The organism is Bradyrhizobium sp. STM 3809 (assembly GCF_000239795.1).
Taxonomy (GTDB): domain Bacteria; phylum Pseudomonadota; class Alphaproteobacteria; order Rhizobiales; family Xanthobacteraceae; genus Bradyrhizobium.
Genome location: NZ_CAFJ01000259.1, coordinates 1 through 25,401 on the forward strand (window position 1 = coordinate 1; position 25,401 = coordinate 25,401).

General features: G+C 66.4%; 18 protein-coding genes and 1 pseudogene. 6 read left to right on the forward strand and 13 right to left on the reverse strand.

All coding sequences use genetic code 11. The features are described 5' to 3' along the window. Nucleotides 1–262 (forward strand): annotated as a pseudogene (locus BRAS3809_RS14480) (DUF2147 domain-containing protein); the annotation flags it as partial. 80 nt (nucleotides 263–342) lie between these two features. Here the strand turns inward: BRAS3809_RS14480 and hpnN are convergent. After that, nucleotides 343–2,931 (reverse strand): hopanoid transporter HpnN, encoded by a 2,589-nt coding sequence (gene hpnN / locus BRAS3809_RS14485; protein ID WP_008962857.1) that lies wholly within the window; start codon nucleotides 2,929–2,931, stop codon nucleotides 343–345. Between the two features lie 514 nt (nucleotides 2,932–3,445). Between hpnN and ispH the strand changes: the two genes are divergently transcribed. Together ispH and hpnH are read left to right on the forward strand one after the other, a co-directional pair. Beyond that, entirely contained in the window at nucleotides 3,446–4,372 is a 927-nt protein-coding gene (ispH, locus tag BRAS3809_RS14490; protein WP_008962858.1) for a 4-hydroxy-3-methylbut-2-enyl diphosphate reductase, read from the forward strand. 34 nt (nucleotides 4,373–4,406) lie between these two features. After that, nucleotides 4,407–5,555, forward strand: coding sequence for an adenosyl-hopene transferase HpnH (gene hpnH, locus BRAS3809_RS14495; RefSeq protein ID WP_008962859.1), 1,149 nt, complete (start codon nucleotides 4,407–4,409; stop codon nucleotides 5,553–5,555). 266 nt (nucleotides 5,556–5,821) lie between these two features. Here hpnH and BRAS3809_RS14500 read toward each other — a convergent pair whose 3' ends face one another. The 5 genes from BRAS3809_RS14500 to BRAS3809_RS14520 form a co-directional block, all read right to left on the reverse strand. After that, a complete protein-coding gene (locus BRAS3809_RS14500; RefSeq protein ID WP_502685667.1) occupies nucleotides 5,822–6,586 on the reverse strand; it encodes a phosphorylase in 765 nt (254 codons plus the stop codon). Between the two features lie 420 nt (nucleotides 6,587–7,006). Continuing rightward, nucleotides 7,007–8,257, reverse strand: coding sequence for a hydroxysqualene dehydroxylase HpnE (gene hpnE / locus BRAS3809_RS14505; RefSeq protein WP_008962861.1), 1,251 nt, complete (start codon nucleotides 8,255–8,257; stop codon nucleotides 7,007–7,009). Next, nucleotides 8,257–9,096, reverse strand: a complete 840-nt coding sequence (hpnD, locus tag BRAS3809_RS14510) for a presqualene diphosphate synthase HpnD (protein ID WP_008962862.1) — start codon at nucleotides 9,094–9,096, stop codon at nucleotides 8,257–8,259. Before hpnD ends, hpnE begins: the two co-directional genes overlap by 1 nt. Then, a complete protein-coding gene (gene hpnC / locus BRAS3809_RS14515) occupies nucleotides 9,093–9,971 on the reverse strand; it encodes a squalene synthase HpnC (protein ID WP_008962863.1) in 879 nt (292 codons plus the stop codon). Before hpnC ends, hpnD begins: the two co-directional genes overlap by 4 nt. Before the next feature lie 224 nt (nucleotides 9,972–10,195). After that, nucleotides 10,196–10,429, reverse strand: a complete 234-nt coding sequence (locus tag BRAS3809_RS14520) for a hypothetical protein (RefSeq protein ID WP_008962864.1) — start codon at nucleotides 10,427–10,429, stop codon at nucleotides 10,196–10,198. Between the two features lie 474 nt (nucleotides 10,430–10,903). Between BRAS3809_RS14520 and BRAS3809_RS14525 the strand changes: the two genes are divergently transcribed. Continuing rightward, nucleotides 10,904–11,398 (forward strand): hypothetical protein, encoded by a 495-nt coding sequence (locus tag BRAS3809_RS14525; RefSeq protein ID WP_008962865.1) that lies wholly within the window; start codon nucleotides 10,904–10,906, stop codon nucleotides 11,396–11,398. A 281-nt stretch (nucleotides 11,399–11,679) separates the two neighbouring features. On the opposite strand, the gene BRAS3809_RS14530 is transcribed toward BRAS3809_RS14525, so the two are convergent. After that, on the reverse strand, nucleotides 11,680–14,037 hold the full coding sequence (locus BRAS3809_RS14530; protein WP_008962866.1) for an efflux RND transporter permease subunit: 2,358 nt from the start codon (nucleotides 14,035–14,037) through the stop codon (nucleotides 11,680–11,682). Nucleotides 14,038–14,408: 371 nt separating this feature from the next. Next, entirely contained in the window at nucleotides 14,409–15,995 is a 1,587-nt protein-coding gene (locus BRAS3809_RS14535) for a B12-binding domain-containing radical SAM protein (protein ID WP_008962867.1), read from the reverse strand. A 478-nt stretch (nucleotides 15,996–16,473) separates the two neighbouring features. Between BRAS3809_RS14535 and BRAS3809_RS14540 the strand changes: the two genes are divergently transcribed. Further along, complete coding sequence (locus BRAS3809_RS14540; RefSeq protein ID WP_008962869.1) at nucleotides 16,474–18,210, forward strand: methyl-accepting chemotaxis protein; 1,737 nt, start codon at nucleotides 16,474–16,476, stop codon at nucleotides 18,208–18,210. Nucleotides 18,211–18,235: 25 nt separating this feature from the next. Here the strand turns inward: BRAS3809_RS14540 and BRAS3809_RS14545 are convergent, their stop codons facing one another. Genes BRAS3809_RS14545 through BRAS3809_RS14565 form a run of 5 tightly spaced genes read right to left on the reverse strand, consistent with a single transcriptional unit; the run spans nucleotide 18,236 to nucleotide 24,325 of the window. Then, on the reverse strand, nucleotides 18,236–19,831 hold the full coding sequence (locus BRAS3809_RS14545) for an ABC transporter ATP-binding protein (protein ID WP_008962870.1): 1,596 nt from the start codon (nucleotides 19,829–19,831) through the stop codon (nucleotides 18,236–18,238). After that, complete coding sequence (locus BRAS3809_RS14550; protein WP_008962871.1) at nucleotides 19,828–20,640, reverse strand: ABC transporter permease; 813 nt, start codon at nucleotides 20,638–20,640, stop codon at nucleotides 19,828–19,830. Before BRAS3809_RS14550 ends, BRAS3809_RS14545 begins: the two co-directional genes overlap by 4 nt. Further along, nucleotides 20,637–21,581, reverse strand: a complete 945-nt coding sequence (locus BRAS3809_RS14555; RefSeq protein ID WP_008962872.1) for an ABC transporter permease — start codon at nucleotides 21,579–21,581, stop codon at nucleotides 20,637–20,639. The genes BRAS3809_RS14550 and BRAS3809_RS14555 overlap by 4 nt, the downstream gene beginning before the upstream one ends. Before the next feature lie 15 nt (nucleotides 21,582–21,596). Continuing rightward, complete coding sequence (locus BRAS3809_RS14560) at nucleotides 21,597–23,165, reverse strand: ABC transporter substrate-binding protein (RefSeq protein WP_240535676.1); 1,569 nt, start codon at nucleotides 23,163–23,165, stop codon at nucleotides 21,597–21,599. Next, nucleotides 23,165–24,325, reverse strand: coding sequence for a C45 family autoproteolytic acyltransferase/hydrolase (locus BRAS3809_RS14565; protein WP_008962874.1), 1,161 nt, complete (start codon nucleotides 24,323–24,325; stop codon nucleotides 23,165–23,167). Before BRAS3809_RS14565 ends, BRAS3809_RS14560 begins: the two co-directional genes overlap by 1 nt. A gap of 121 nt (nucleotides 24,326–24,446) precedes the next feature. Between BRAS3809_RS14565 and BRAS3809_RS14570 the strand changes: the two genes are divergently transcribed. After that, complete coding sequence (locus BRAS3809_RS14570) at nucleotides 24,447–25,373, forward strand: GntR family transcriptional regulator (protein WP_008962875.1); 927 nt, start codon at nucleotides 24,447–24,449, stop codon at nucleotides 25,371–25,373. Nucleotides 25,374–25,401 lie beyond the last annotated feature (28 nt).

The window sequence follows — 25,401 nt, forward strand, 5'->3', positions numbered from 1 at the left end:
TCCGGATCACCTGGAAATCAAGGGATGCGTTCTCGGCTTCCTGTGCGGCGGCGAGACCTGGACGCGGGTCGGGCCGCCGATCCCGTCGAGCCCGGTGAACAGCATGGCGAAAGGTACGCAGAAACCCATCGCACCGGCTCCCGCGCCCAAGACCACGACAGGCGCCCATACCGGCGCAATGGCAGCGGCCAAGCCGGCCGCGAGGCCTGCCGATCAGATCGGCGACATCTGCCTGCTGCCGGACGTCGCGCGCGCCCACTGACGCGGCTTGGTTCGACGGAATCAAAAAAGCGGCCGATCCTCGGCCGCTTTTTTCGTTTTGCGACTCACTCCGGTGTGCACCTATTCGTGCACCTCCCGCGGCTTGCCCATCAGGGCCGGCTGGAACAGCAGCACGGCGGCGAGCGTCGTGACCAGCGACAGCGCCAGCAATTTGCCCATGCTGGATGTGCCGGGATGGCTCGACAGCCACAGGCTGCCGAACGCGGTCGCCGTCGTCAGCGCGCTGAAGAAGATCGCCCGGGTCAGGCTGGTCTGCAGCAGATTGGTGCGGCCGCCGCGCCACGCCACCACGTAGTAGATCTTGAACGCCACACCGATGCCGAGCAGCAGTGGCAGCGCGACGATGTTGGCGAAGTTCAGCGGCAGCTTGATCAGCACGCAAATCTCGAGCGTGACGGCGCCGGCGACCAGGAGCGGTACCAAGGTCATCAGCACGTCGGAGAAGCGGCGGAGCGTCACCCACAGCAGCAGGCTGATCACCACCAGCGAATAGATGCCGGCGTGGATGAACGCCTTCACGATCGTGTCACCGGACTTGAGGATCGAGACCGGACCGCCGATCGCGTTCGGCTCGGCGGTCAGCACGGCATTGGCGAACCGCCGGAGATTGTCGTTGTCGTTCGGATCGCCCTTCGGCTGCGCCTCGACGCGAATCAGGCCGTCCTTGCTCTTCCACTGCGACACCAGATCCGGCGGCAGATTCGCGAGCGTCACCGGCTGCGCCTGCAGCGTGGCGCTGAGCTGCGCCAGCGTGATCTTCCACGGCTCGACGAACACGTCCTGGGCCTTGTTGCGCACGGCCTCGCTGGCGCCAGCGAGCTTGGCCAGCGCATCGGCCAGGCGGCGCGACGCCACCGCGCCCGGACCCTTGCCGTCACCGGCGGTGCGCCGGAGATTGTCGACCGTCGACTTCAGCGCATCGACATTCTCCTTGTCGGTCGGCGCGGCGTCGATCTGATCCGGATTGAGCGCGGGCCCCAGCACCTTCGCGCCTTGCGCGATCAGCTTCAGCTTGGCCGGCTGGTCCTCGGGCACGAAGCTGTCGAGCGACATCACCCGCGCCACCTCCGGCAGCTTCTCGAGCTTGGCCTCGATCGCCTTGGCCTCGGTTTCGGAACGGGTCAGAACGTCGATGGCATTCGCGCCGGTGTTCGGATCCTTGCGCAGGTCGAGATAGGTCGCGATCGACTCCGCATGCGGATTGCGCAGGTTCATCGGGTTGAAGTCGAACTTCATGTAATAGAGCAGCGGCAGGCCGGCGATGACGAGGCCCAGCGTGCCGACGATGATCGGCACCCGGTGCTTCTCGAGGAATTCGTCGACCGGCGCCAGGAAGGCGTAGCCGACCGGCTCCTTCTCGCCGGGCGGGTTGAGGATCTTGAGCAGCGCCGGCAGCACCGTGATCGAGGACAGGAAGGCGATGATCATGCCGGCGCCGGCGATCGCGCCGAGCTCGGAGATGCCCTTGTAGTCGGTGGGAAGGAAGCACAGGAAACCGGCAGCGGTTGCCATCGCGGCGAGCGACAGCGGCACGGCGGAGCGGCTCGCCGCCTCCGCGAGCGCCTGGTCCAGATTGTCGTTCTTGAATCGCTCGGAGCGGTAGCGGACGCTGAACTGGATGCCGAAGTCGACGCCGAGGCCGATGAACAGCACCGCGAAGGCGACCGACAGCAGATTGAGCGAGCCGACCATCATCAGGCCGACCGCCGTGGTGATGGCGAGGCCGATGAACAGATTGACGAACACGGCCGAGATGATCTTGGCCGAATGCAACGCCATCCAGAGAATGATCAGCACCACGACCACGGTGCCGATGCCGTTGACGACGGCGCCCTCCTGCACGGTGGCGTATTCCTCGTTGGCGATCGGCACCGGGCCGGTCAGCCGGACGCGCGCGTGAAAGCGGTTGGGAAAATCCAGTTCGGCGGCCGCCTGCCGGATCGCATCCGTCGCCGCCTTGCCCGGCTCCAGCGCCTGATAGTCGAGGATCGGCTTGAACTGGATGAAGGCGCGCTTGTCGCTGTCGCTGAGCGGCTTGTCGGAGATGAGCTGGCGCCAGGAGAAGGTCGCATCGCCCTTGTCGAGCACGGTCTCGACGGTCTGCGAGATGTAGTCGAACGGCCGCGCGGCATTGTCGAGCTGGACCTGGCCGCGCTTGACGCCGGCCAGGCCGGTCTCCAATGCCCCCGTGAGGCCACGGATCGAGGGATCGCCGGCCATGATCTCGACCAGCGGCGCCGCCGCGGCGAACTGGTCCGTGAGCTGCTTGACCTCATCGGTCGGCAGGAACAGCAATCCATTCCTGGCGAAGAACTCGCCGCCCCCGAGCCGTTCGACCGAAGAGAAGTTCGTGGTGTCGCCCTTCAGCTTGTTGGCGAGCGCATCCGCGGCCACGCCCGTCAGCTCGGGCGTCGCCGCCTCCACGACGCCCAGGATCATGCGGTCCCGATCGAATGCCTGCTCGTACTGCTGGTCGCGCTTGCGCCAGTCGAGATCGGGCGAGATCAGCTTGTTGATGTCGGTGTTGATCGAGAAATGGCGCGCCGTGTAAATGCCCGCGCCCACCGACAAGAGCAGGCCCGCAATCAATGTCGGCCAGGCAAAGCGGGTGCAGGCCTTGACGATCGAGACGACAAACGTGGTCAGCACTTCGTGACTTTCTAAGGTTTAGAGAGCTGGGCGGAAACGTCCGCGTCATGGCGGAGTTCCCAAGCCAGCGCCCAGCTCGGAACAAGCCCGGCCGGGTGTCTGGCCGGGTCCTTGGCCCAGCCTTCGCAGACGAGGACGGTCCTGGACGGCGGATCAGGTCGAGCGATGCACGGAACCGTCGGGGGCGGCTGATATAGCGGCTGTTCTCGGCGGTAAAGTGACGAACGAGTGAGAGTGTAAGCCACTCATTTGACTGAATTAATTTATGATTACTAAAATACCTCAGCACATTCGGGAGCTGTGTGCCGCAGATCATGTGCGAGCGACTTGCAAACCGGCTTTCCTCTCGGCTCGATTTTTGACACAAAGCCTGCGCTTCCATGCGCATCCGCGGGCAAAATGGGGCATCCGCTTGGTGTGGATATTGCACCCCATCGCACGCACGGAGGTGGCAGGTCGAAAGTGAGGCAACGTGGCTGACGGGCGTCCCTTGCAGAGTCCCTTGCAAAGTCCCTTGCAGGTCTATCTCGCGCAACCGCGCGGATTTTGTGCTGGCGTCGTGCGCGCGATCGAGATCGTCGAGCGCGCGCTGGAGAAGCACGGTCCGCCGGTCTATGTGCGTCACGAGATCGTGCACAACAAGCACGTGGTCGAGAGCCTGAAGGCCAAGGGCGCGGTCTTCGTCGAGGACTTGTCCGAGGTGCCGCCGCGCGCCGTCACCGTGTTCAGCGCCCATGGCGTCGCCCGCTCCGTCGAGGAGGAGGCCGCCGCCCGCGGGCTGCCGGTGCTCAATGCAACCTGTCCGCTCGTGACGAAGGTTCACAACCAGGGCAAGCGGTACATGGCGAAGGGCCGTACCCTGGTGCTGATCGGCCATGCCGGCCATCCCGAGGTCGAGGGAACCATGGGCCAGGTTCCCGGACCGGTGCATCTGGTTCAGAACGTGGCCGATGTGGCCGCCCTGCCCCTGCCGCTGGACACGCCGATGGCCTATATCACCCAGACCACGCTCAGCGTGGACGACACAAAGGACATCATTTCGGCCCTTCAGGCCCGCTTTACAGACCTTCAAGGTCCCGATATCCGGGATATCTGCTATGCGACACAGAACCGGCAATCTGCGGTAAGGGACCTGGGAAAGCTGGTGGACGTCATCCTGGTGGTGGGCGCCGCCAACAGCTCCAACTCGAACAGACTGCGCGAGATCGGCACCGAGGCCGGTATCCCGAGCTATCTGATCTCAGATGGGAGCGAGCTGAATCCGGTTTGGCTGAAGGACGCCAAGGCCGTCGGCATCACTGCCGGCGCCTCGGCCCCCGAAGTGCTCGTTGACGACGTGATACAGGCCTTGCGGCGCATCGGACCGGTCGCGGTCTCGGTGGTCCCGGGGCGGGAAGAAAACATCGAATTCCGCCTGCCGGCCGAGCTGGTCGCGGGCTGATCGCTCCTCGTTTGGTCCAGAAAGAAGAGACGTAATGGCAATCCCCTTTCATAAGGAACTGCGTATCGGGGCCTATCTGATGAAGCAGAAGCTTCTCGGCCGGAAACGCTATCCGCTCGTGCTGATGCTCGAACCGCTGTTCCGCTGCAACCTCGCTTGCGCCGGCTGCGGCAAGATCGACTATCCCGATGCGATCCTCAACCGCCGCATGACGGCGCAGGAGTGCTGGGACGCGGCCGACGAGTGCGGCGCGCCGATGGTCGCGATCCCCGGCGGCGAGCCGCTGATCCACAAGGAGATCGGCGAGATCGTGCGCGGCCTCGTCGCGCGCAAGAAGTTCGTCTCGCTCTGCACCAACGCGCTGCTGCTGGAGAAGAAGCTCGATCTGTTCGAGCCCTCGCCCTACCTGTTCTTCTCGGTGCATCTCGACGGCCTGCGCGAGCATCACGACAAGGCCGTGTCGCAGAAGGGCGTGTTCGACCGCGCCGTCTCCGCGATCAAGGCCGCCAAGGCGCGCGGCTTCACCGTCAACGTCAATGCCACGGTGTTCGATGGCCACCCGGCCGAGGAGATCGCGAAGTTCCTGGACTTCACCACCGAGCTCGGCGTCGGCGTCACCATGTCGCCGGGCTATGCCTATGAGCGCGCGCCGGACCAGGAGCACTTCCTGAACCGCACCAAGACCAAGCAGCTGTTCCGCGACGTCTTCAAGCTCGGCAAGGGCAAGAAGTGGAACTTCATGCATTCCGGCCTGTTCCTCGACTTCCTGGCCGGCAACCAGGAGTTCGAGTGCACGCCCTGGGGCATGCCCGCCCGGAACATCTTCGGCTGGCAGAAGCCCTGCTATCTCCTCGGCGAAGGCTACACCAAGACCTTCAAGGAGCTGATGGAGACCACCGACTGGGACTCCTACGGCACCGGCAAGTACGAGAAGTGCGCCGACTGCATGGCGCATTGCGGCTACGAGGCCACCGCGGCCAACGCGGCGCTCAGCAACCCGATCAAGGCGATGGCGGTGTCGCTGCGCGGCATCCGCACCGAGGGCCCGATGGCGCCGGAGATCGACCTCTCCAAGCAGCGCCCGGCGCAGTACGTGTTCTCCTCCGAGGTGCAGAAGCGCCTCTCCGAGATCCGCCGCGACGAGGCCATCGAGGCGCAGCAGAAGGCCTCGACCGCAGCCTGATCTGCGAAGAGCGCCAGCTCAAACCGAAACGGCCGCCGGGCAACCGGCGGCCGTTTTCGTTCCGTCGATAGAGAATGCGAATGCGTGGGCCTCAGCCGGCAGCGCAGACATTGCATCTTGGGGCGAAGCTCTGTCCGCGCGTCATTGCGAGCGCAGCGAAGCAATCCAGAATCCCGCACACCACCCTGGATTGCTTCGCTGCGCTCGCAATGACGGAGCAAGCTGATTGAGCCGAGCCCTACAGGAGGTCGCTTGCCGTTCCGGCTCTACGCCTCGGCGGCGGCCAGCGTCTCGGTCTCGAGGAACTGCTCGGCGGCGAGCAGGCCACTCAGCAGCAGGTCGCGGGCGCCGCGGAGCGAGCGGAGGGCGCGGTTGAACTCGATGCCGGTGGACACCAGACCGCCCAGCACGGTCGGATTGCGGACGACGCCGCGCAGGATCATCGGCAGGTCGATGTCGCCATTCGGCTTGATCGCGTCCTTGGCGAGCGACGGCAGGGTGCGATGGGCGGGATCGGAGATGACGCGCAGGGCGGCAAAGGGCAGCCCGTATTCGGCGGCGTAGGCGGCTGCGATGTGGCTTTCCATGTCGACGGCAGCGGCTCCCGTCTTCATGCGCAGCGCCGCCTTGCGCGCCTTCGCCACCACCACCTCCTCGGCCCCGGCGAGCACGCCGCGCACCACGCGGCGCTTCTTCAGCGCGGCGCGTGCGATGTGCTCCTCACGGAGAGAGAGGCCGGACAGCCAGCGGGCATCGCCCGCAGCGACCTCGGTGGCCACGACGATGTCGCCGGCCTTCAGGCTGGGATCGAGGCCACCGGCGACGCCGAAGCTGACGACGCCCCGGATCGAGGTCGGGTCGAACACGGTGAGCAGCGAGCGCAGTTGCTTCGGATCGCTCGAGCTGCAGATGACCATCATGCCGGGCCCCGCAGCGATGCGAGCCTCCTGCACGAGTCCCGTCACGACCAACACCGGCCGCGGATCGATCGGGCGATCCGTGGACGTATCGTCCCCCATCCCCAACTTCACTATCCGACCCCTGACACCTTCTCGGACGCCGGGACCCGGCGTCTCCGTCTCTTGTTCCAAAGCCTTAAGCCGCGGCGGCGCCAGAGCGGAAAGACCTTAACAAACCGAGGATTACGCAGAAAAAATCCGCGAGGAAACCCCGTTTGCGCCGCACTGCACCCGCACACGCTGCGTTTTTTACCCGGTGTTGCCATTTAGTCCCGCCCCCCGTTGTTCCAACATGGAACAAGGGTGACTCAGCGTCACCACTGACGGAACTTTAAGCAAAAACTGCGCCACGAAAATGTGAGATTCGCGGCAGGGTATGCCATCGCCCCCGCCAGTTTCGACCGCCGCGGCGCTTGGGTCCCGGCTCGGAGGCCGGGGCGACGCCGAGGATGGAGAGCCGGCCCGGTTCCGACGCGCAGACGAGCCCGACCATTAGCCCCGCCCGAGCAGCAGATCAGCGGCGCGGTCACCGGAGCGGACGGAGCCCTCGATGGTCGCCGGCAGGCCGGTATCGGTCCAATCGCCCGCCAGCGCCACATTGCTGAACGCCGTCTTGGTTCCCGGCCGCAGCGCGTTCTGTTCGGGCGTCGCCTCGAAGGTGGCGCGGCGCTCGCGCACGATCTGCCACGGCGGCAGCTCGGCCGAGAGGCCGGCGGCCTTGCAGACGTCGGCCCAGATCGCCGCCGCCAGCTCCTCCCGGGGCATGTCGACCAGCCGGTCGCCATTGCTGATCGTCACCGACAGCCGCTGCGGGAAGGCGAACAGCCACTCGATGAGGCCGCCGACGACGCCGAGCAGCGCCGGTGAATCCTTCGGCGGCGTGATGCGGAAATGGGCATTGACGATGGCGCGATATTTGGTCGGCCCGGTCAGGCCGGGCAGCAGCGCCATCGCCGGCCGCGGCGGCACGGCCAGCACGACGACATCGGACGCGCCGAGCGCCACGGTCTCGTCGCCACCGAACTTCAGCCCGGTCACGCGTCCCGCAGCGCTTTCCAGCCCGCGCAGCTCGCGGCCGATCCGGACGCTGCCGCCCTTGCCTTCGAGGAATTTCACCGCCGGATCGATCAGCACGCCCGACAAGCCATCGCGCGCGATCAGCGGACGGCAGGCCTGGCCCCCGGCCAGCAGGGTCTCGCGCACGATGGCGCCGGCGAGCCCCGCAGAGCCCTCCGGCGGATCGCAGTTCAGCGCGGCCAGCAGCAGCGGCTGCACCAGGCGGTCGTACAGCGTGCCCTTGCAGGGAATCGTATGGCCGATCGTCTTCGAGGTCGGGGCCCAGATCAGCGGCGACAGCGCGAGGTAATCGCCCAACGACGTATCCGGCACGCGACGGCTCTCGTCGAACACCCAGAGCGGCAGCCGGCCGCTGCCGAGATCCAAGAGCCAGCGCTGCCCGGTCTTGATGTCGACGAAGGCGAACTGCGCCTGCTTCGGTCCGACCAGCCCGGCCTCCGAGCCGATCGCGCGGGCGTAATTGAGCACGTGGTGATTGGCCGACAGCAAGAGATGGTTGCCGTTGTCGATCACGAGATCGGTCGCGGCATCGTAATAGGAGCGGCAACGGCCGCCGAGCTGCTGCGTGGCCTCGTGGACATGCACGACGTAGCCCGCATTCGCGAGCCGCACGCCGGCGGAGAAGCCGGAGATCCCGGCGCCGATGATGTGAGCGGTCTTGGTCATCAGATGAAAGCGTAGCGGAGGATGATGCCGATCTTCGTGAGCTTGCTCACGCGGACGGGCTCGCGCGGCAGCGCGAAGCCGCGGGCCATCAGCAGCTCGAAGACGGCGCGATAGTATTTCGACATGATCCGCGGCGCGCGCACGGCGCGGCGGCGGTTGCGGCGCATGATCTCGTCGGCCTTCTCGAAATGCGTCTTGGCCCGCACCGCCACCGAATTGCAGACCTTCGGCAGCGCGCGCTCCTGCGTCACCTTCGCCGGATCGTCGCCGGTGATGCCGGCGAACAGCAGCGCCTCGCGCGGCAAATAGAGCCGGCCGATCGCCGCGTCCTCGTCGATGTCACGCAGGATGTTGGTGAGCTGCAGCGCGCGGCCGAGATGGTGCGCGAGCAGAATGCCGTCCTCCTCGGGCATGCCGAAGATCCGCACCGAGAGCCGGCCGACGGCGCTGGCGACGCGGTCGCAATAGAGATCGAGCGTGGCGAGATCCGGCGCGCGGATCTCCTGCGGCACGTCCATCTCCATGCCGTCGATGATGGCGAGGAAATCCTCGCGCTTCAGGCCGAAGGTCTTCACCGAGGCGACGTAGTCGCGCAGCCGCGGCGGCGGGTTACCCTGGTACAGCGCGTCGATGTCGTCGCGCCATTTCTGCAGGGCCGCCAGCCGCTCGGGCCGCGGGCCATCGGAATCGGCGATGTCGTCGACCTCGCGGCAAAAGCTGTAGACCTGGAACATCGCATCGCGCTGGGCGCGCGGCAGGATGCGCATGGCCGCGTAGAACGAGCTGCCCGACGCCGCCGTGCCGTGATCGATCGTGTCTGCAGTTGCTTCGAGGGTCATGCGCCGGCCGCCGATTTGGTCTGGGGATGACGGCCGGCCACGCGGCGGCCGATCTCGCCCATGACCGACGTGACGGTGAGGCCGAGCATGCCAGCCGGCGTCAGGTGCACGCGCTCGCTGAGGGGATCGCGCAATTGGAGCAGCGCCACGATGCGGTCGGCAAACGCCTGGATGACGGCGATCTCGAGCCCGAACCGGAAATCCTTCACGCCCCTGTTGAGGTCCCTGCCCTCCTCGAGCAGCGCCGCATTGCGGACCGCAAGCTTCTGCAGGCAGCTCAGGAGCTGCGGCGAAGATTTCGCCTCGCCGAGCATCTCGACGGTGGCGCCGGCTTCGGCCAGCGCATCCCGCGGCAGATACACGCGGTTGAGCGCCTTGTAGTCCTTGCCGCAATCCTGCAGGTGATTGTTGATCTGCAGGCCGGCGCAGATCGCGTCCGAGGCCGGCCAGGTTGCCGTCGATTCGCCGTGCACGTCGAGCATGAAGCGGCCGACCGGCATCGCCGAATAGCGGCAGTAGTGGATGACCTCGTCCCAGTTCTCGTAGCGCAGCTTGGTCACGTCCATGCGGAACGCGACCAGGAGATCGAGCGCGTGGCGCGGCGGCATGCCGCGCGTGGCGAGCGCCCGGCGCAGGCTGACCGCCACGTCCTGGGTCTCGCCGGTGCCCGTCAGCTCGGCCTCGAGCAGATCGAGCAGCCGCAGCTTCTCGTCACCGGGCAGGCTCGGATGATCGGCGATGTCGTCGGCGGTGCGCACGAAATTGTAGAAGGCGAGAATCAGCGCCCGGTGCTCGGGACGGATGATCCACGAGGCGACCGGAAAGTTCTCGTCCCGGTGTGTCTTGCCGGATCGCAAATCGCTCGCGGTGGTCATGGACGAAACAGCTATCAGGTTGAAAGGGCGTTACCGAAAACAATGCCCGCCGCTTCGCTGATGCGAACGGATTGCTGGCCTCCATATAGGCCAAGATCCGGCTAAAACCAATGCAATCGATGGGAGGCGAGAAACGCGGACAGGCCGCCGGAAGCCCTGTGCGGGGCGCGCCGACGGCCATTAACCAAGAAAGTCCGGAAACAGCCGTTCCGGACGGCAACCGCTTACTGGTTGTGGGTCTTCAGCACCTTGTCGCAATCGGCGCTGATCTTGGAGCGGTTTTCCTTCAGGCACGCCAGGATGGTGAAATCGCCCTGGTCGATCACGGAACGGCAGAACTTCTGAACGTCGCGGGTGCAGGCCGCCTGCTCCTCGGCGGTGCCACGCCCGCCTTGCGCGAAGGCGGCGGTGGAAACGGTCAGAGACAGCAGGGAAAGTGCCAGACAAATCTTACGCATCGTGTTCCTTCATTTTGACAGCAGAGGCCACCTCCCGGGATTGCCGATGCTGCCCGGGAAACACCTGTTTGGTTTGGCAAGGACCGCAAGCCCCCCAGCGCCGGAGGTACGCTGCCAAATGCGGCCAAATTCGCGCCCTATGATGCCGAGCCATCACGCTCGGACGTCTTCAGCTTTGGCACAAACAAGGCGTTGATACTAGGGCGTTATTCTCAAGCGGCGTTTTTCGCATTTGGCTGTTGCATGCGTGCCGCGGGGACCGTTAGATGCGGCGCCGTTGGGGTTGCGGCAGCGGTTTTGTGGCGAAGGCCGTGCGGCGCGAATGCCGTCGCAGGGTGCCGACGATAATGATGACATCCGGTCGCAGCGCCCGACCGGCTGTCATTTGAACCTAACCTTCGGCGAGAACACCAAAGTGTTCGAAGCGGCGGCTCACGCCGGCACAGCGGTGTCATTTTGGATGGGAAACTCGATATGAAACTGTTCGGCTCATCTTTCTCCGGGCGCGTCGTCAAGGCCGCCAGCCTCGGCGCAGCACTGATCCTGACCGCAACGGCAGTCCATGCGCAGTCCGGCCCGTTCGCCGGCTTCGACGGTTCCTGGTCGGGCAACGGCACGGTCGCGCTGTCCGACGGCACCACCGAGCGCATCCGCTGCAAGGCGAGCTATCGGGTCGCCGGCGCCAACCTCAAGCAGAGCCTGCAATGCGCCAGCGACAGCTACAAGTTCGACCTGTCCAGCGACGTCACCAGCCAGGGTGATCGCATTTCCGGCAACTGGAGCGAATCGAGCCGCAACGTCAACGGCGAGCTGCAGGGCACCGCCGGCAACGGCCAGATCGACGTGTTCGTGCAGGCGGCCGGCTTCGCCGCGAGCATTTCCCTGCGGACCAGCGGCAACAAGCAGGTCGTGCAGATCTCCTCCAAGGGCGAGATCCGCGGCGTCAACATCACGATGTCGAAGACCTGATCGGCTCCATTCATCGCTGAACAAGCAAACGGCCCTGACGATGTCAGGGCCGTTTAGTTTTTGCGTGCCTCCGTAGGATTGGACGCGCCCCAGTCCATCGCTGTCATCGCCCGGCTTGACCGAGCGATCCAGTATTCCAGAGGCGGTGGCGATAGAGCCGATAGGCCGCGGCGTACTGGATCGCCCGGTCAAGCCGGGCGATGACAGGTGTGTGTGGGCTCTACACCATCCGCTTTCGCAGCGATGACAGTTGTGGGTGTGGCGAGGACCAGCCCCTCACCTCACACCGGCTTGCGCTTCAGCTTCTGCGACAGGTTGATCAGGAACATCGCGGTCGGCCGGAGGATGAAGAGGTCGGCGAACAGCGCCGCCACCATCGAGAAGGCGCTGAGCCAGCCGAACAGCCGCAGCGACGGCAGGTCGGAGAACACGGTGACGACGAGACCGCAGGCCAGCACCACCGTTGTGAGGATCAGCGCCGGTCCAACGAGCACGGTCGCCCGCTCGACCGCGATCGCGGCGCTGACACCGGGCGCGCTCTCCATGCGCAGCCGGTTGAGGAAGTGGATCGTGGCCGACAGGCCGAGCCCGAACGAGACCGTCAGCGCGACGACGCTGGCGAATTGCAACCCCTCGCCCATCGCCCAGAGCACGGTGCCGGACATCACCACCGGGAAGATGCCCGGCAGGATGCAGGCCAGCATCACCACCCAGGAGCGGAACGCCAGCCCGATGAACATCGCCACCAGCGCGAACTCGATCGTCAGCCCGTGGTTGAGCTTCTCGATCATGCTGGCGGAATTGCGCGCGGCGATCGCGGCAAGACCGGTCACGGCGACCTCGTAGCCGGGATGCTTCTTCCTGACCGCATCGAGCTCGCGGTCCAGCTTGTCGACCACCGGCAGCAGCTGGCTGGAATCGAGATCGGGCACGCGGCCGGCGACGACCACGGCGTCCTGCTCCTTGTCGATAAAGCGGCGAACCAGATGCTCGGGGATCAGGTTGACGTATTCCTGCAAGGTCGCGGTATCCGACGATTGCGCCTTCTCGGCCAGCCACCGCCTGAGCGTCTCCACCGACCAGACATTGCCGACGCCGGCGGTCTTCTCGACCGTGGCGTGGACGTCGGCGATCGTCTGCAGCGTCTCCGGCGAATAGAGCGAGGCGCCCTTCGGAAACTGGATGAGCACGTTGACCGGATTGGCGCCGGTCAGCTTGGCGTCGAGACGGTTGCTCGCGGCCACGGCCTGACGCTTGTCCGGCACCTGGTCCGCGAGGCGATAGCGCGGCTCCAGGCTCGCATAGACCACCGCGAGCGAGCCGACGAACACGACCGCGATCAGGCTGAACAGGCCGGGGCGGCCGACCATGCGCACCGCAATCCAGTAGCAGAAATTGCGCAGCGCCTGGACGCCGGCATCGGCGCCCTGGAACTTGACCGCGAACGTCTTCTCGTTGCGCACCAGGAGCACGCCGAACACCGGCACCAGTGACAGCACCGCGAGCAGCGCGATGACGGTGGCGGCGAGCCCCGCCTCGCCAAACTTGCGGATCAGGTCGCTGTCGGAGAATTGCAGGGCGATGAAGGATATGCCGGCGGTGGCGTGGGTCAGCACGCAGGCCGGACCGACGACCAGCACCGCGTTCTTGAAAGCCGTCACCTTGTCCTGGCCTGCGATCAGGCGGTCGCGCGCGGCGAAGGTCAGCTGCATCGAGTCGGAGAAGCTGATGACCATGATGAGCGGCGTCATCACGTTCAGGAACATGTTGAGGTTGAAATTCGCCCAGCCCAGCGCGCCGAGCGCGAGCATGATCGCGATCAGCGGCGGGAACGCCGCCACGATCATGAAGGAGATCTTGCGGAAGAAGATGATGGCGATGATGCAGCCGGCGAGAATGCCGAGGACATTGTAGGTCAGGCCGTCACGCTCGACCGCGTTGCGGATCTCGAGCTGCATGACGGGGACGCCGGACAGTTGCACATTCAGGCCGGTATCGGCGAGGTCATCCGTCATCAGCTTTCTGATGTCGCCGACGACCTTGCCGAGGTCGTTCGAGGCGACCACCTTGGGCTCGAGCGACAGCACGATCAGCGCCAGCGTGCCGTCCTCCGACAGCAGCTTGCCGCGGATGATCTCGTTGGACTTCACGGTCTCGATGAACTTGTCGTAGGCCTCGCCCTCCGGCAGCTCGGAGGGAAACAGCGCCGCCGGCAGCTTGCCGGGCGCCGGCGCCTGGCGGGCCGAGAACAGCGACACCAGGCCGCGCGTGCCTTCGACCAGCTGCAGATCGGTGACGAAGTCGCGCAGCTTCTCGAGGTTCTGGCGAGCGAGCAGCGTCTTGCCCTCGACGACGACGAGCACGTCGAACTCCTCGGCCGGGAACTTCTTCGTGACCTCCTCGTACTGATGGAATTCCTTGCTGTCGGAGCGGAACAGCTGGCTCAGCGAATCATCGATCTGGATGCGCTTGATGCCGAACACGGCGGCCACGATCAGCAGCAGCAGGACGATGCACGACAGCACCGGCACCTTGACGGCGAGCAGCCCGAGGCGCTCCAGCCCGAAGGCGATGCTGTCGGCCGGTCGCTGCTCGACCTTCTCGACATGGACTTCGTTGTCGTGCCTGACTTCCAGCATGTGGGGGTCCAGTGGTTACGGCGCGGCCCCATTCGGGGAGGCCTGAGCGCATAGGGCAGAAATAAGGCCACTCAGCGAAGCTGACATGACCGCATTGTGGCCCGCAGCCGAAGCTAATCCTTGAAAATACGCAGAAATTCGTCGCACGGCGGTCTAGCAGGGTTCACACCCCGGCCGCAACCAGGGGCGCCACACAAGACGGCGAGCGGCTCGCGCCGCGGATGACGCCACGATTCTGCCGTGGTTGAAAAGACCTTGCGGACACGCGGCCGCCGAGACGCCCGAAACCTGATTCGCTCAGGCAACACGCACGTTGCGTGCCTGTCCGGTCGCGGCGAGGCGCGCGCCGGTTCAGGGAACGGGCGCGCGCCTCAGGCCGCCGGCAAAGCTGCTTCGCGCAGGCGCAGCGAGTAGTTCGACGCGTTCTGATGGCCGTGCGAGGCGGCGCGCGCGAACATGATCAGGTGATGGGCGATCATCGCCACCGCGATGAAGTTCTCGATCTCGCCGCGCTTCAGCTGGGTCCAGGCGAACCGCCAGAACGGCCGCTTGTAGTCGCCGAGAACGCCGACCTTCCAGAAGATCTTGCCCATCATGACCAGCCCGCGACGGATGTTCGGCCAGGTCTTCATCTCGTCGCTGACCGGCACCTTGATGCGGTTGGAATAGGTGTGGTCGCATTGATGCTGGTAGCGCGCATAGAGCCGCTCCGGCTCATAGGCGACCTCCATGCAGCGGCGCCACGCCGACACCACCTCGTCATAGGGCATCAGGAACTTGACGTTCGAATCGCGGCTGTCGTCCTGCACCAGCCGGCCCTCGCGCGCGAGACGGTCCCACAGCGGGGTCTTCGGCAGCGCCTGCAAAAGGTTGATCGTCAGCAGCGGGATCCGGCTCTCCTCGACGAACTGCAGCAGCGCGTCCGCGGTCTGCGGCGTGTCGGTATCGAGCCCCATGATGATGCCGGAGACGACCTCCATGCCGTAGCTGTTGATGGTCCTGATCCCCTCCAGGATCGGCACCATCATGTTGTGGTCCTTCTGCATCGCGGTGAGCGCCTCGGGATCCGGCGTCTCGATGCCGCAGAAGATGGTGATGAAATAGGCCTCGCGCATCTTCTCCAGGATCTCGGGGCGCTTGGCGATGTTGAGCGTCGCCTCGCAGGCGAGCCGCATCACATAGCCGGTGCGCTTCTGCCATTCGACCAGATGCGGCAGCAGGTCCATCGCCGCCTTGCGGTTGCCGATGAAATTGTCGTCGACGAAATAGACCGAGCCGGTGACGCCGCACTCCCGGAGCTTGTCGAGCTCGGCGATGATCTGCTGCGGCGTCTTGATGCGCGGGTTGCGGCCATACAGACCGGGGATGTCGCAGAACTCGCACTGATACGGGCAGCCGCTGGAATATTGGATGCTGCCGAGGAAGTACTTGCTGACCTCGGCCAGCTCGTAGGCGGGTACCGGGAAATCGGTCATCGCCACGCGCTCGGCCGTGCGCAGCACGATCTGGCCTGCGGGCCGCGACACGTCGCGGGCGAGGTGCTCGATCAGCGCGTCGGTGGCATCGCCGAGTTCGCCGACATGCAGATAGTCGAACTCGGGATAGTCATCCGGGCATGCGCTCACCGAGGGGCCGCCGAGCGCGACCGGCCGGTCGAAGGCGTGCGCGCGCCGGCAGATGTCGTTCATCTGCTGGCGCTGGATATGCATGCCGCTGACGAACACCGCCTCCGCCCAGGCGAAATCCTCGTCGCGCGCGGGACGGATGTTCTCGTCGATGAAGCGCACCTGCCAGCGGCTGGGCAGATAGGCCGCGATCAGCAGCAGCCCCTGCGGCGGCATGAACGCCTGGATGCCGTCCGTGAGCGGATAGGCGTACTCGAAGGTCCCGAACGAAGACGTGTAGCGCGGGAACACACAGAGAATGCGGCGTGTCGTTTCGATGCCTTCGAATCTCATCGATCGTCCTCGCAACAACCTGCTATCCGGCTACCTTACGGCGGGCGCGAAACCTTCGCCACCCCTTCCGGAAAAGTTGAGCTGCTGCGGCGTCGGACCGCACGCGGACGCAAGGCGGACGGCGAACACTCCAATCAGCTCGTCCTCGCGCCGGAATGTCAGCGCGAGCCATATGGCCGCAGTTGACCGCAGTCGCCTCGGCGAGGCCTGCCGCGCCTTCGCGCGCCCGCCACCAGTGCAACGCAATTGCAAGGCTGCGAGAGCTGCCGGCCCCCCGGCGGCCTCCGTAATCGAACGGACCGAGCGCCGCGCCAGCACCTGGGAAAATCCAGCTAATCGATTGAAACACAAAGCGAAGTGCGCGGGGGTTGCATCATACTGATGATGTCCACTTAACGCTTTCTCCATGAACATTTCGCATAATTATTAAGGAACAATCGTTCCGCGTCGCAGTTCACACCCGCCGGTATCCCACCTCATGACCACACGTCTGACGTCAACGACGACGGCCACACGGCACTCCCTTGCGGTCAAGCTCTACGCCATCTTCGCGCTGTTCGCCGTGCTGACTGCCGCGATCACCTGGCTGTCGGACTACAATTCGCGACGCGCCGCCGAGCTCACCAAGGCGATCGAGACGGCGAACCTCGCCGCGCTCAACGTGCAGTCGGTCAACGGGCTGGTCTACGCGGTCGTCATGGAATCGCGCGGCGTCTACATGTCGACCGATCCGGCGGTCGTGAAGCGCTATGGCGAAGGGCTGCTGAAGTTCAACGCCGAGATCCTCAAGATCGTCGACAAGTGGCAGAGCATCGTCCAGGCCGACGACGCGCAGCAGTTCGCGACCTTCAAGAAGCGGATCGAGCAGTTCGTCGAGTTCCGCAAGGAGCTGGTGCGCCGTGCCAACGAGATCAGCCCCGCCGCAGGCCGCGAATGGGGCGACAACGACGCCAACCGCTCGGTCCGCTCCGCCCTGAACAAGGATCTCGACGAGCTCTCCAAGGTCTATCTCGAGCGCGGCCGCAGGATCGGCGAGGACACCGAGATCAACCGCAGGCTCTCGCTGGTGCTCACTTTGCTCGGCGGCGTGATGCTGCTGCTGGTCGTGGCCGGCGTCGTGATCATCGCCCGCTCGATTGCCCGTCCGCTGTCCCAGATCACCGACACGATCCGCCAGGTCGCGACCGGCGCCGAGAACGTCGAGGTGCCGCATGCCGGCCGGGCCGACGAGGTCGGCGAGCTGGCCCGCGCCATCGGCGTGTTCCAGCAGGCGATGGCGCATAACCGCGATCTGAACGTCCAGGTGTCGCAGGACTCCGAAATCCGCGAGGCCCGCGCGCGCCACATCGAAAAGGCGGTCGAGGAGTTCCGCACCGCCATCGGCGGCGTGATGCGCACCGTGACCGAGAACGCTGCCGCCATGCGCCACACCGCCGAGACGATCACGCGTCTGACGGCGGATGCCAATGAACGCGCCGTCACCGCGACCGGCGCCACGGCACAGGCCTCGACCAACGTCTCCGCGGTCGCCAGCGCCGCCGAGGAGCTGTCGGCCTCCGTCGAGGAGATCGGCCGCCAGATCCGCCAGTCCGCCGGCGCGGTCGAGCAGACCGGCCAGCGCACCGAGAAGTCGATCACCGAGATCGAGGGACTCGCCGCCGCCACCCAGCGTATCGACGGCGTGCTGACGCTGATCCAGACCATCGCCGAGCAGACCAACCTGCTGGCGCTGAACGCCACCATCGAGGCCGCCCGCGCCGGCGAGGCCGGCCGCGGCTTCGCCGTCGTCGCCCACGAGGTCAAGGCCTTGGCCGGGCAGACCGCCAAGGCGACCGAGGAGATCAGCCAGAACGTCGGCCTGATCCAGTCCTCGACCAAGACCGCGGTCGATGCCGTGCGGGAGATCGGCGATGCCGTGCGCGGCATCAACGAGATCACCACGAACATTTCCAACGCCATCCAGCAGCAGGATCAGGCGACGCGCGAGATCTCGGTCAATGCGCAGTCGACCGCCCAGGGCAACCAGACGCTGGTCATGAACATCGGCTCGCTGCGCGACGCGATCGGCGAGACCTCGACCGCCGCCGCGTCCGTCCTGTCGGCCTCCGGAGACCTCAACTCCACGGCGCAGACGCTGGCGCAGGAGGTCGAGAAATTCTTCCAGAACCTGCGCGCGGGCCCGGCGGCCGAAACCCGTCTGCGCAAGGCGAGCTGATTCAGGCGCGACCGGCCCGTCCGCCTCAGGCGGGCACGGCATCGGAAAACGCCACGATCGGGGCGGCCGCCAGCAGCGCCTTGGTGTAGTCGTGCTGCGGCCGGTCGAACACGTCGTCGCGGCTGCCCTGCTCCACGATCCGTCCGGCCTGCATCACCACCACGCGGTCGGCGATCTGCTCGACGGCGGCGAGATCGTGGCTGATGAACAGGCAGGCGAAGCCGTATTGCGCCTGCAGCCGCTCGAACAGCTTCAACACCTGCGCCTGGATCGTCATGTCCAGCGCCGAGACCGGCTCATCGGCGACGACGAAGGCCGGCCGCCGGATGATCGCGCGCGCGATCGCCACCCGCTGGCGCTGTCCGCCGGACAGTTCGTGCGGCCAGCGCTGCGCCAGGCCGGACAGCCCGACCTCCTCCAGCATCGCCGTCACGCGGCTCGCGCGTTCCGCACCCGGCAGCGCAACGTGGCGCAGCGGCTCAGCCACGATGTCGCCGATCCGCATCCGCGGATCGAGCGAGGAGTACGGGTCCTGGAACACGAGCTGCGCCGCGAGACGGAACTCCCGGCCGGTCGCCGACGTCACGTCGCGGCCGAGAAAGCGGACCTCGCCGGATGCGAGCGGCAACAGCCGCAGCATCGCGCGGCCGAGCGTGGTCTTGCCCGAGCCGCTGCCGCCGACCACCGCCACCGTCTCGCCGGCGCGGATGGTGAGGTCGACGCCGTCCACCGCCATGTGCCCGGCGTCGCGGCGAAACAGCCGCTGACGGCCGGGGAATGCGACCTTCAGGCCGCGCACCGCCATGACGACGTCCTGCGCGGGCGGACGGCTCCCTGCCGCCGCGCGGCGCGGCAAGGCCTCGACCAGCTCGCGCGTGTAAGCCTCGCGCGGCGACGTCAGCACCTGCTGCGCCGTCCCTGTCTCGACCAGCCGGCCGCGGCACAGCACGACGGCGCGCTGCGCATAGCGCGCGACCAGGCCGAGATTGTGGGTGATCAGCATCATTGCGGTGCCGTGATCGCGCGCCAGGCCGACCATCAGATCCAGCACCTCGCGCTGCGTCAGCGTATCCAGCGCCGTCGTCGGCTCGTCGGCGATCAGGAGCTTGGGCCGCAGCAGCATCACCGAGGCCAGCATGATGCGCTGGCGCATGCCGCCGGAGAATTCATGCGGATAGGCGTCGAAGGTCCTGGCGGGATCGCGGATCTGCACCCGCGCCAGCATGTCCAGGCAGCGCCGCCGCGCTTCGTCCTTGGCGATCCGCTCGTGCAGCCGCAGCCCCTCCATCATCTGCGCGCCGATCGTGAGCGCCGGATTGAGCGAGACCATCGGCTCCTGGAACACCATGCCGATGACGGGACCGCGCAGCGCGCGCAGCTGCCGCTGCGACAGCGCGGTCAGATCCTCGCCATCGAGCAGGATGCGTCCCTGGCCGCGCACCAACCCTGCGGGCAGCAGCCCGAGCACGGCGCGTGCCGCCGCCGTCTTGCCGCTGCCGGACTCGCCGACCACGGCGACGAACTCGCCGCGCCCGATCTCGAACGAAACATCGTGGACGATGGGCGCACCGGCTGCCGTGGCGATACCCAGGCCTTCGATCTGCAGCAGCGGCGCCGTCATCGCTGCGCCATCCGCGGGTCGAGGCGGTCGCGCAAGGCATCGCCGAGCAAATTGATGCCGAGCAGGGTCAGCGCGATGCACAGGCCGGGCGCGATGCTGAGCCAGGCGGCATTCTCCATATAGGGTCGGCTCGCCGCCAGCATGTTGCCCCAGGTCGGCGCCGGCGGCGGCACGCCGAGGCCCAGGAAACTCAGCGCGCTCTCGGCCAGCAACACCCAGCCGAACATGCTGGTGGCGAGCACGGCAACCGGCGCCACCGCATTGGGCAGCACGTGCCGCAACAGCGAGTAGAGTTCGGAATTGCCGAGCACGCGCGAGGCCTCGATATACTCCTTCTCGCGCAGCGACAGCACGGTGCCGCGCACCACGCGCGCGACCGAGGGCATGTAGGCGAGCGCCAGCGCCAGCACGATGCCAATACTGTTGGCGCCGATCACGATCATCACCCCGAGCGCCAGGAGAATGCCGGGAAACGCCAGCAGCGCATCGTTCACCGCCATGATCAGCCGGTCGGCCCAGCCGCGCCAATAGCCGCTGACGCTGCCGATCAGCACGCCGACGGTGACCGCGAGCACGACGGTCGCGACCGCGACCAGCACGCTGGTCGAGGCGCCCGCCATGATCCGGCTGAGCACGTCGCGGCCGAACTCGTCGGTGCCCAGCCAATGCTGCGCCGAGGGCGGCTGCAGCCTTGCGCGCAGATTGACGCGCAGCGGATCAAACGGCGTCCAGGCCACCGCGGCCAGCGCGGTGCCGCCGAGCAGCGCGATCAGGATGCCGCCGATCGCCGTGTTGGCCCTGATCCTCATGCCGCGGCCACCCTGGGATCGAACAAGGGATAGCAGAGGTCGACGATCAGGTTGACGACGACGTAGATCAGCGCCGTGAACAGCAGGCAGCCCTGCACCACCGGATAGTCGCGCGCGAAGATCGAGTCCACGAGCAGCCGGCCAAGACCGGGCAAGGTGAACACGGTCTCGATCACCGCGATGCCGCCGAGCAGATGTCCGAGCACCAGGCCGATCAAGGTCCAGGTCGGCGCGAACGCATTCGGCAGCACGTGCCGCGCCAGCACCCGCCATTCCGGCACGCCCTTGGCGCGGGCATGGGTGACGTATTCCAACCTGAGCACCTCGATTGAGGCCGCGCGCGCCATGCGCGTGAGCACGCCGACCTCGATCATGGCCAGGGTGACGACCGGCAGCACCATGAATAGAGCGGCGCCGGCAAAACTCTCCGAGAACGGGACATAGCCGACCACCGGCAGCCATTTCAGCTTGAGGCCGAACAGCAGGAGGAGCAGCAGGCCGAGCCAGAAGCTCGGGATCGAGAGCAGCAGCGTGGCGCTGCCGACGATGATCAGATCGACCGCGCTGTTCTGCCGCCACGCCGCGATCAGTCCCGCCGGCACCGCGATGCAGGCGGCGATGGCGACCGCGATCAGCACGATGACGGCGCTGACCTGGAAGCGCTCGAGGATCAGCGGCAGCACCGGCAAGCCGTTGGTGATGGAGTGGCCGAGATCGCCGTGCGCGAGCCGCTCGAGCCAATACAGGAACTGGATGGGAACGGGACGGTCGAGGCCGAGCTGCTGCTTGAGCAGGGCTGCCTGCGCGGGATCGGCGGCATCGCCGAGCATCACCTGCACGGGGTCGCCAGGGATCAGGCGGACCAGCAGGAACACCGCGATGGCGACGATCAGCAGCGTCGGAATCGTCGTGACGAGGCGGCGCAGCAGGTAACCGATCATGATGACACTCCGGCCTCAAGGCTGCAGGCTGACGCCCCAGAAGCGCGCCTGGGGAAAGAGCCAGCCGGCGTAACCCTTCACCGCCTTGCGCAACGCGGTCAGCTCCGAGCCGTTGAACAGCACGATCATCGGCACGTCGGCGATGAAGCGCCGGTGCATCTCGTCGAACAGCGCCTGGCGCTTCGCCGGGTCGGAGGTCAGCATCGACTGCCGCAGCATCGCCTGCGCCTCAGCGTTGTCCCACACCTTGCGCGGCTGCGTCGCCTTCGGTCCTGTCAGCATCTCGAAGCTCAGCGACGGATCGAGCCGGGCCGAATAGATGAAGGTCATCGCCTGATAGTCGCCGCGATTGTAGCGGTCGAGCTGCGCCGCCCAGTCGAGCACCTCGAGCTCGATATTGATCCCCGCCGCGCGCGCCATCTCCTGCACCAGCACGGCGGCATCGAACACGAAGCTGTAGCGCTTGTTGGTGATCAGTTTGATCGGCTGGCCGCGATAGCCGGCTGCCTTGAGCAGCGTCTTGGCCTCGGTCAGGTCCTGCTGATAGCCCTGCTCCTGCACGCTGCCGTGAAACGGGCTGCCGATCGGCAGCGCCGAATTGTTCGCCTTGGCCGTGCCCTCCATGACGACGTCCACGATCTGCGGCATGTCGAGCGCCAGCGCGATCGCGCGGCGGATGCGCGCGTCCTGCAGCAGTGGATCGCGGGTCTGGAACAGGAGCCCGGTCATGCTCAGCGATGGGGTGGCGCTGACCTGCACATCGGGGCGCGTCTTCAGATCGTCCATGTCGGGGATCGACAGGCTCATGATGACATCGAGCGCGCCGCTGAGCAGGCCGGCCTTGGCGGCCGCGCTGTCCGGAATGACGTTGAAGCGCACGCGGTCGACCGCCGCGGTCTTGGCGCCGGTCAGGCCGGTGCGCGGCTCGCTGCGGGAGCTGTAGGCGTCGAACTTGATCACATCGACATATTGGCCGCGCTTCCACTCGCCGAGCTTGAACGGGCCGGTGCCGATCGGCGCGATCCATTTGCCGTCGGCGCCGACGGACTCGCGATGGAGGATCGCGGTCTGGCCGCAATCGGGGCGCGCGAGCGTGGGCAGGAACAGCGCCGTCGGCTGGTCGAGCGTCACCGTCACCGTTTGAGGATCAACAGCGACGATCTTCTCGATGCGGGCGATGCCGCTCGGGCCGAACTCCGAGAGGCAACGCCATTGCGTGGCCGGATCGAGCCAGCGCTCCAGCGACCAGACAACATCGCTCGCCGACATGACGGCGCCGTTGTGGAATTTGACGCCCTGGCGCAGCTTGAATGTATAAGTCCTGCCGTCGTCCGAGACCGTCCAGCTGTCGGCCAGCATCGGCCCGACCGAGGTGTCGTCGCGGAAGGCGACGAGCCCCTCGACGACATGGGCGATCACGCCGTCGGTGTTGGCGTCGCGGTTGGTGCCAGGATCGGTCGAGCGGATGTCGGCATTGAGCCGCGCGCGCAGCAGCGTTTCGGCACCGGCAGATGCGGCATCGGCCAGCAGCGCAGCGAGCACGAGGCCCGCGAACAGCCAGTGCGCTCGCCTGCCCTTCTTCATTACGACACCATCGCCGTCGCCGGCCGGCTCGCCGCCGAGGTCGCGGTCGCCGACATGTCCAGCCGGTAGGCGGTGAACTCCCTGTTCAAGGCCGGCAGCGGCGCCACCTCCATGATCCCCTCGGCCGGCTCCATCACGATCATCGCGACGGTGGCGCTGAGATTGTTGCTGAGATTGCGCCGCGGCGGCCGGCACACCGACCACGGGTCGGCGAAATTGTCGAACAACGCCGATTTCACCGCATCCTTGGTGATCGCGCCGATCACGGGCTGCAGCAGCTCGCGCACGCGAATGTCGCGATAGAGGCTGCACGGCGTGTTGGCGATGCCGGTATCCTTGAGTTTGCCGAGCGCGATCGGACTCACGAAGTGATTGGCGTGGACCAGCAGTCCCCGCTCCGGATGCACCTGGAACGTCTCGTCGGGTGCGCATTCGAAATCGATCGCGACGCCCTCGCAATGGCTGACGATCATGTTGTTGGCGGCCGATTTCTTCGTGCAATAGACCGTGCGCATGGCCAGCGCGACGTGCTCGCTCTCCAGCACCTTGCGGCGGATCAGCGCCAGGGGCACGCCGACCTCGCGATAGTCGCGATCGGATTCCAGATAGTTGGCGGTGATCGCGACGCCGATTGCATTGAAGCCGGAACGGCCGAGCGCGCCGGCCTCGGTGAAGGTCAGCAGATCGGGCCCGTCATCGCGCCTGACCCGCAGCACCACGGCGGTCTCGACGCATTCGCGCTTCCAGTCCCAGTTCTGCGCATGAATGAGGCGGCGGTGCGCCGTCGCCGCCGGCAGCGCGACGACGCCGGTGCAGCCATCCGGCTCGTCCGGCGTCTTCAGCCGCGCCCGCACCTTCGGCCGCGCCAGCTTGAGGATCTCCGTGCGCGCGTTCAGCAGCACGACGTCCTCGAACGGCACGCCGGCACCCGCGGCAATGCCCCGCATCTCCTCGAGATAGTCAGGCTCGAACGCCTCGATCACGGGCAGATAGTCGCGGACCAGCGCGGCCACCCCGGCGGCGTCCAGCGACAGGTCCTTCAGCTGCGACAGATAATGTGTGGTGCCCTTGCGGATGCGCGCGGCCGCCTGCTGGCCGTATTGAACGCCGCGCGCATGCGGCGCGCCGGAAATTTCGATCAGGGGAAACGGCTCGATCATCACGGTCGCAGAACGTCCTCGGCTGAACTCTTTGCTTCACTCTTTGCTCAGCTGTTTTGCTTTCGCTCCCGGCTGAACTTCTCTTTGCCTTCTCGGGAACCCTAATGTATTTTGTGATGACATGAAACAAAAATCTTCACTCTCCTCCCGGACCGCGCCGAGCCGGCTGCAGCAGCAGCTGTCGGCCGACATTCTCGAACTGATCCGCAGCGACGCCATGGAGCCGGGCACGCGCCTCGCCGAGGTCGCGCTCGCCGAGCGCCTGCAGGTGTCGCGCACACCGGTGCGCGCCGCGCTCAAGCTGCTGGCCTCCAAGCGCCTGATCCAGCGCGGCGCGCTGCGCGGCTATTTCGTCGGCGACACAACGGCTCCTGCCGCGAAGGCGCCGGCCAAACCTGTTCCGGAGCAGACCGAACAATTGTTCCTGGCGATCGCCCGCGACCGCCGAACCGGGCGGCTGCCGCTCGACGTGTCCGAGGCCGACCTGATGCAGCGCTACAGGGCCACGCGCCCGCTGGTGCAGCGCGTGCTCGCCAGGCTCGCGGAGGTCGCGGCGGTCCAGCGCAAGCCGGGTCATGGCTGGCGCTTCGCGCCCAGTCTCGCCGACGCCGACGCCCGCGCCGAGAGCTACCGCTTCCGGCTCGTGGTCGAGCCCGCCGGTCTGCTCGAGCCCGGCTTCCGGCTCGATCCGGCCTGGGCGTCCGAGATGCGCCGAGAGCATCAGGCGATGCTGGAGCAGCCCTGGAGCGAGACCGCCAGCATCGCCTTGTTCGAGATGAATGCCGCGTTTCACGAAGGGCTTGCAGCCGCCTCGGGCAACCGCTTCCTGCTGGTGTCGGTACAGCAGCAGAACCGGCTGCGCCGCTTCGCCAACTACGACTGGGCGTTCGGCCATGAACGCGTCGTCGTGAACTGCCGCGAACATCTCGCCATTCTCGACCAGATCGAGGCCGGCGACCGGCAGCGCGCCGCCGAGCTGCTGCGGCGGCATCTCGAAAGCGCCGCGGCGCTCAGGCGGCCGCCCGGCAATGGCCGGAAATCCAGCTGATCATCGTGACAAGACACGTTCGTTCCGG

Coding starts and splice junctions, on each gene's coding strand:
- BRAS3809_RS14570 (WP_008962875.1), top strand. CDS start 24,447: ATGAAACAAAAATCTTCACTCTCCTCCCGGACCGCGCCGAGCCGGCTG.
- BRAS3809_RS14520 (WP_008962864.1), bottom strand. CDS start 10,429: ATGCGTAAGATTTGTCTGGCACTTTCCCTGCTGTCTCTGACCGTTTCC.
- hpnH (WP_008962859.1), top strand. CDS start 4,407: ATGGCAATCCCCTTTCATAAGGAACTGCGTATCGGGGCCTATCTGATG.
- BRAS3809_RS14535 (WP_008962867.1), bottom strand. CDS start 15,995: ATGAGATTCGAAGGCATCGAAACGACACGCCGCATTCTCTGTGTGTTC.
- BRAS3809_RS14550 (WP_008962871.1), bottom strand. CDS start 20,640: ATGAGGATCAGGGCCAACACGGCGATCGGCGGCATCCTGATCGCGCTG.
- hpnC (WP_008962863.1), bottom strand. CDS start 9,971: ATGACCACCGCGAGCGATTTGCGATCCGGCAAGACACACCGGGACGAG.
- BRAS3809_RS14555 (WP_008962872.1), bottom strand. CDS start 21,581: ATGATCGGTTACCTGCTGCGCCGCCTCGTCACGACGATTCCGACGCTG.
- BRAS3809_RS14545 (WP_008962870.1), bottom strand. CDS start 19,831: ATGACGGCGCCGCTGCTGCAGATCGAAGGCCTGGGTATCGCCACGGCA.
- BRAS3809_RS14560 (WP_240535676.1), bottom strand. CDS start 23,165: ATGAAGAAGGGCAGGCGAGCGCACTGGCTGTTCGCGGGCCTCGTGCTC.
- hpnE (WP_008962861.1), bottom strand. CDS start 8,257: ATGACCAAGACCGCTCACATCATCGGCGCCGGGATCTCCGGCTTCTCC.
- BRAS3809_RS14525 (WP_008962865.1), top strand. CDS start 10,904: ATGAAACTGTTCGGCTCATCTTTCTCCGGGCGCGTCGTCAAGGCCGCC.
- BRAS3809_RS14540 (WP_008962869.1), top strand. CDS start 16,474: ATGACCACACGTCTGACGTCAACGACGACGGCCACACGGCACTCCCTT.
- BRAS3809_RS14530 (WP_008962866.1), bottom strand. CDS start 14,037: ATGCTGGAAGTCAGGCACGACAACGAAGTCCATGTCGAGAAGGTCGAG.
- hpnD (WP_008962862.1), bottom strand. CDS start 9,096: ATGACCCTCGAAGCAACTGCAGACACGATCGATCACGGCACGGCGGCG.
- BRAS3809_RS14565 (WP_008962874.1), bottom strand. CDS start 24,325: ATGATCGAGCCGTTTCCCCTGATCGAAATTTCCGGCGCGCCGCATGCG.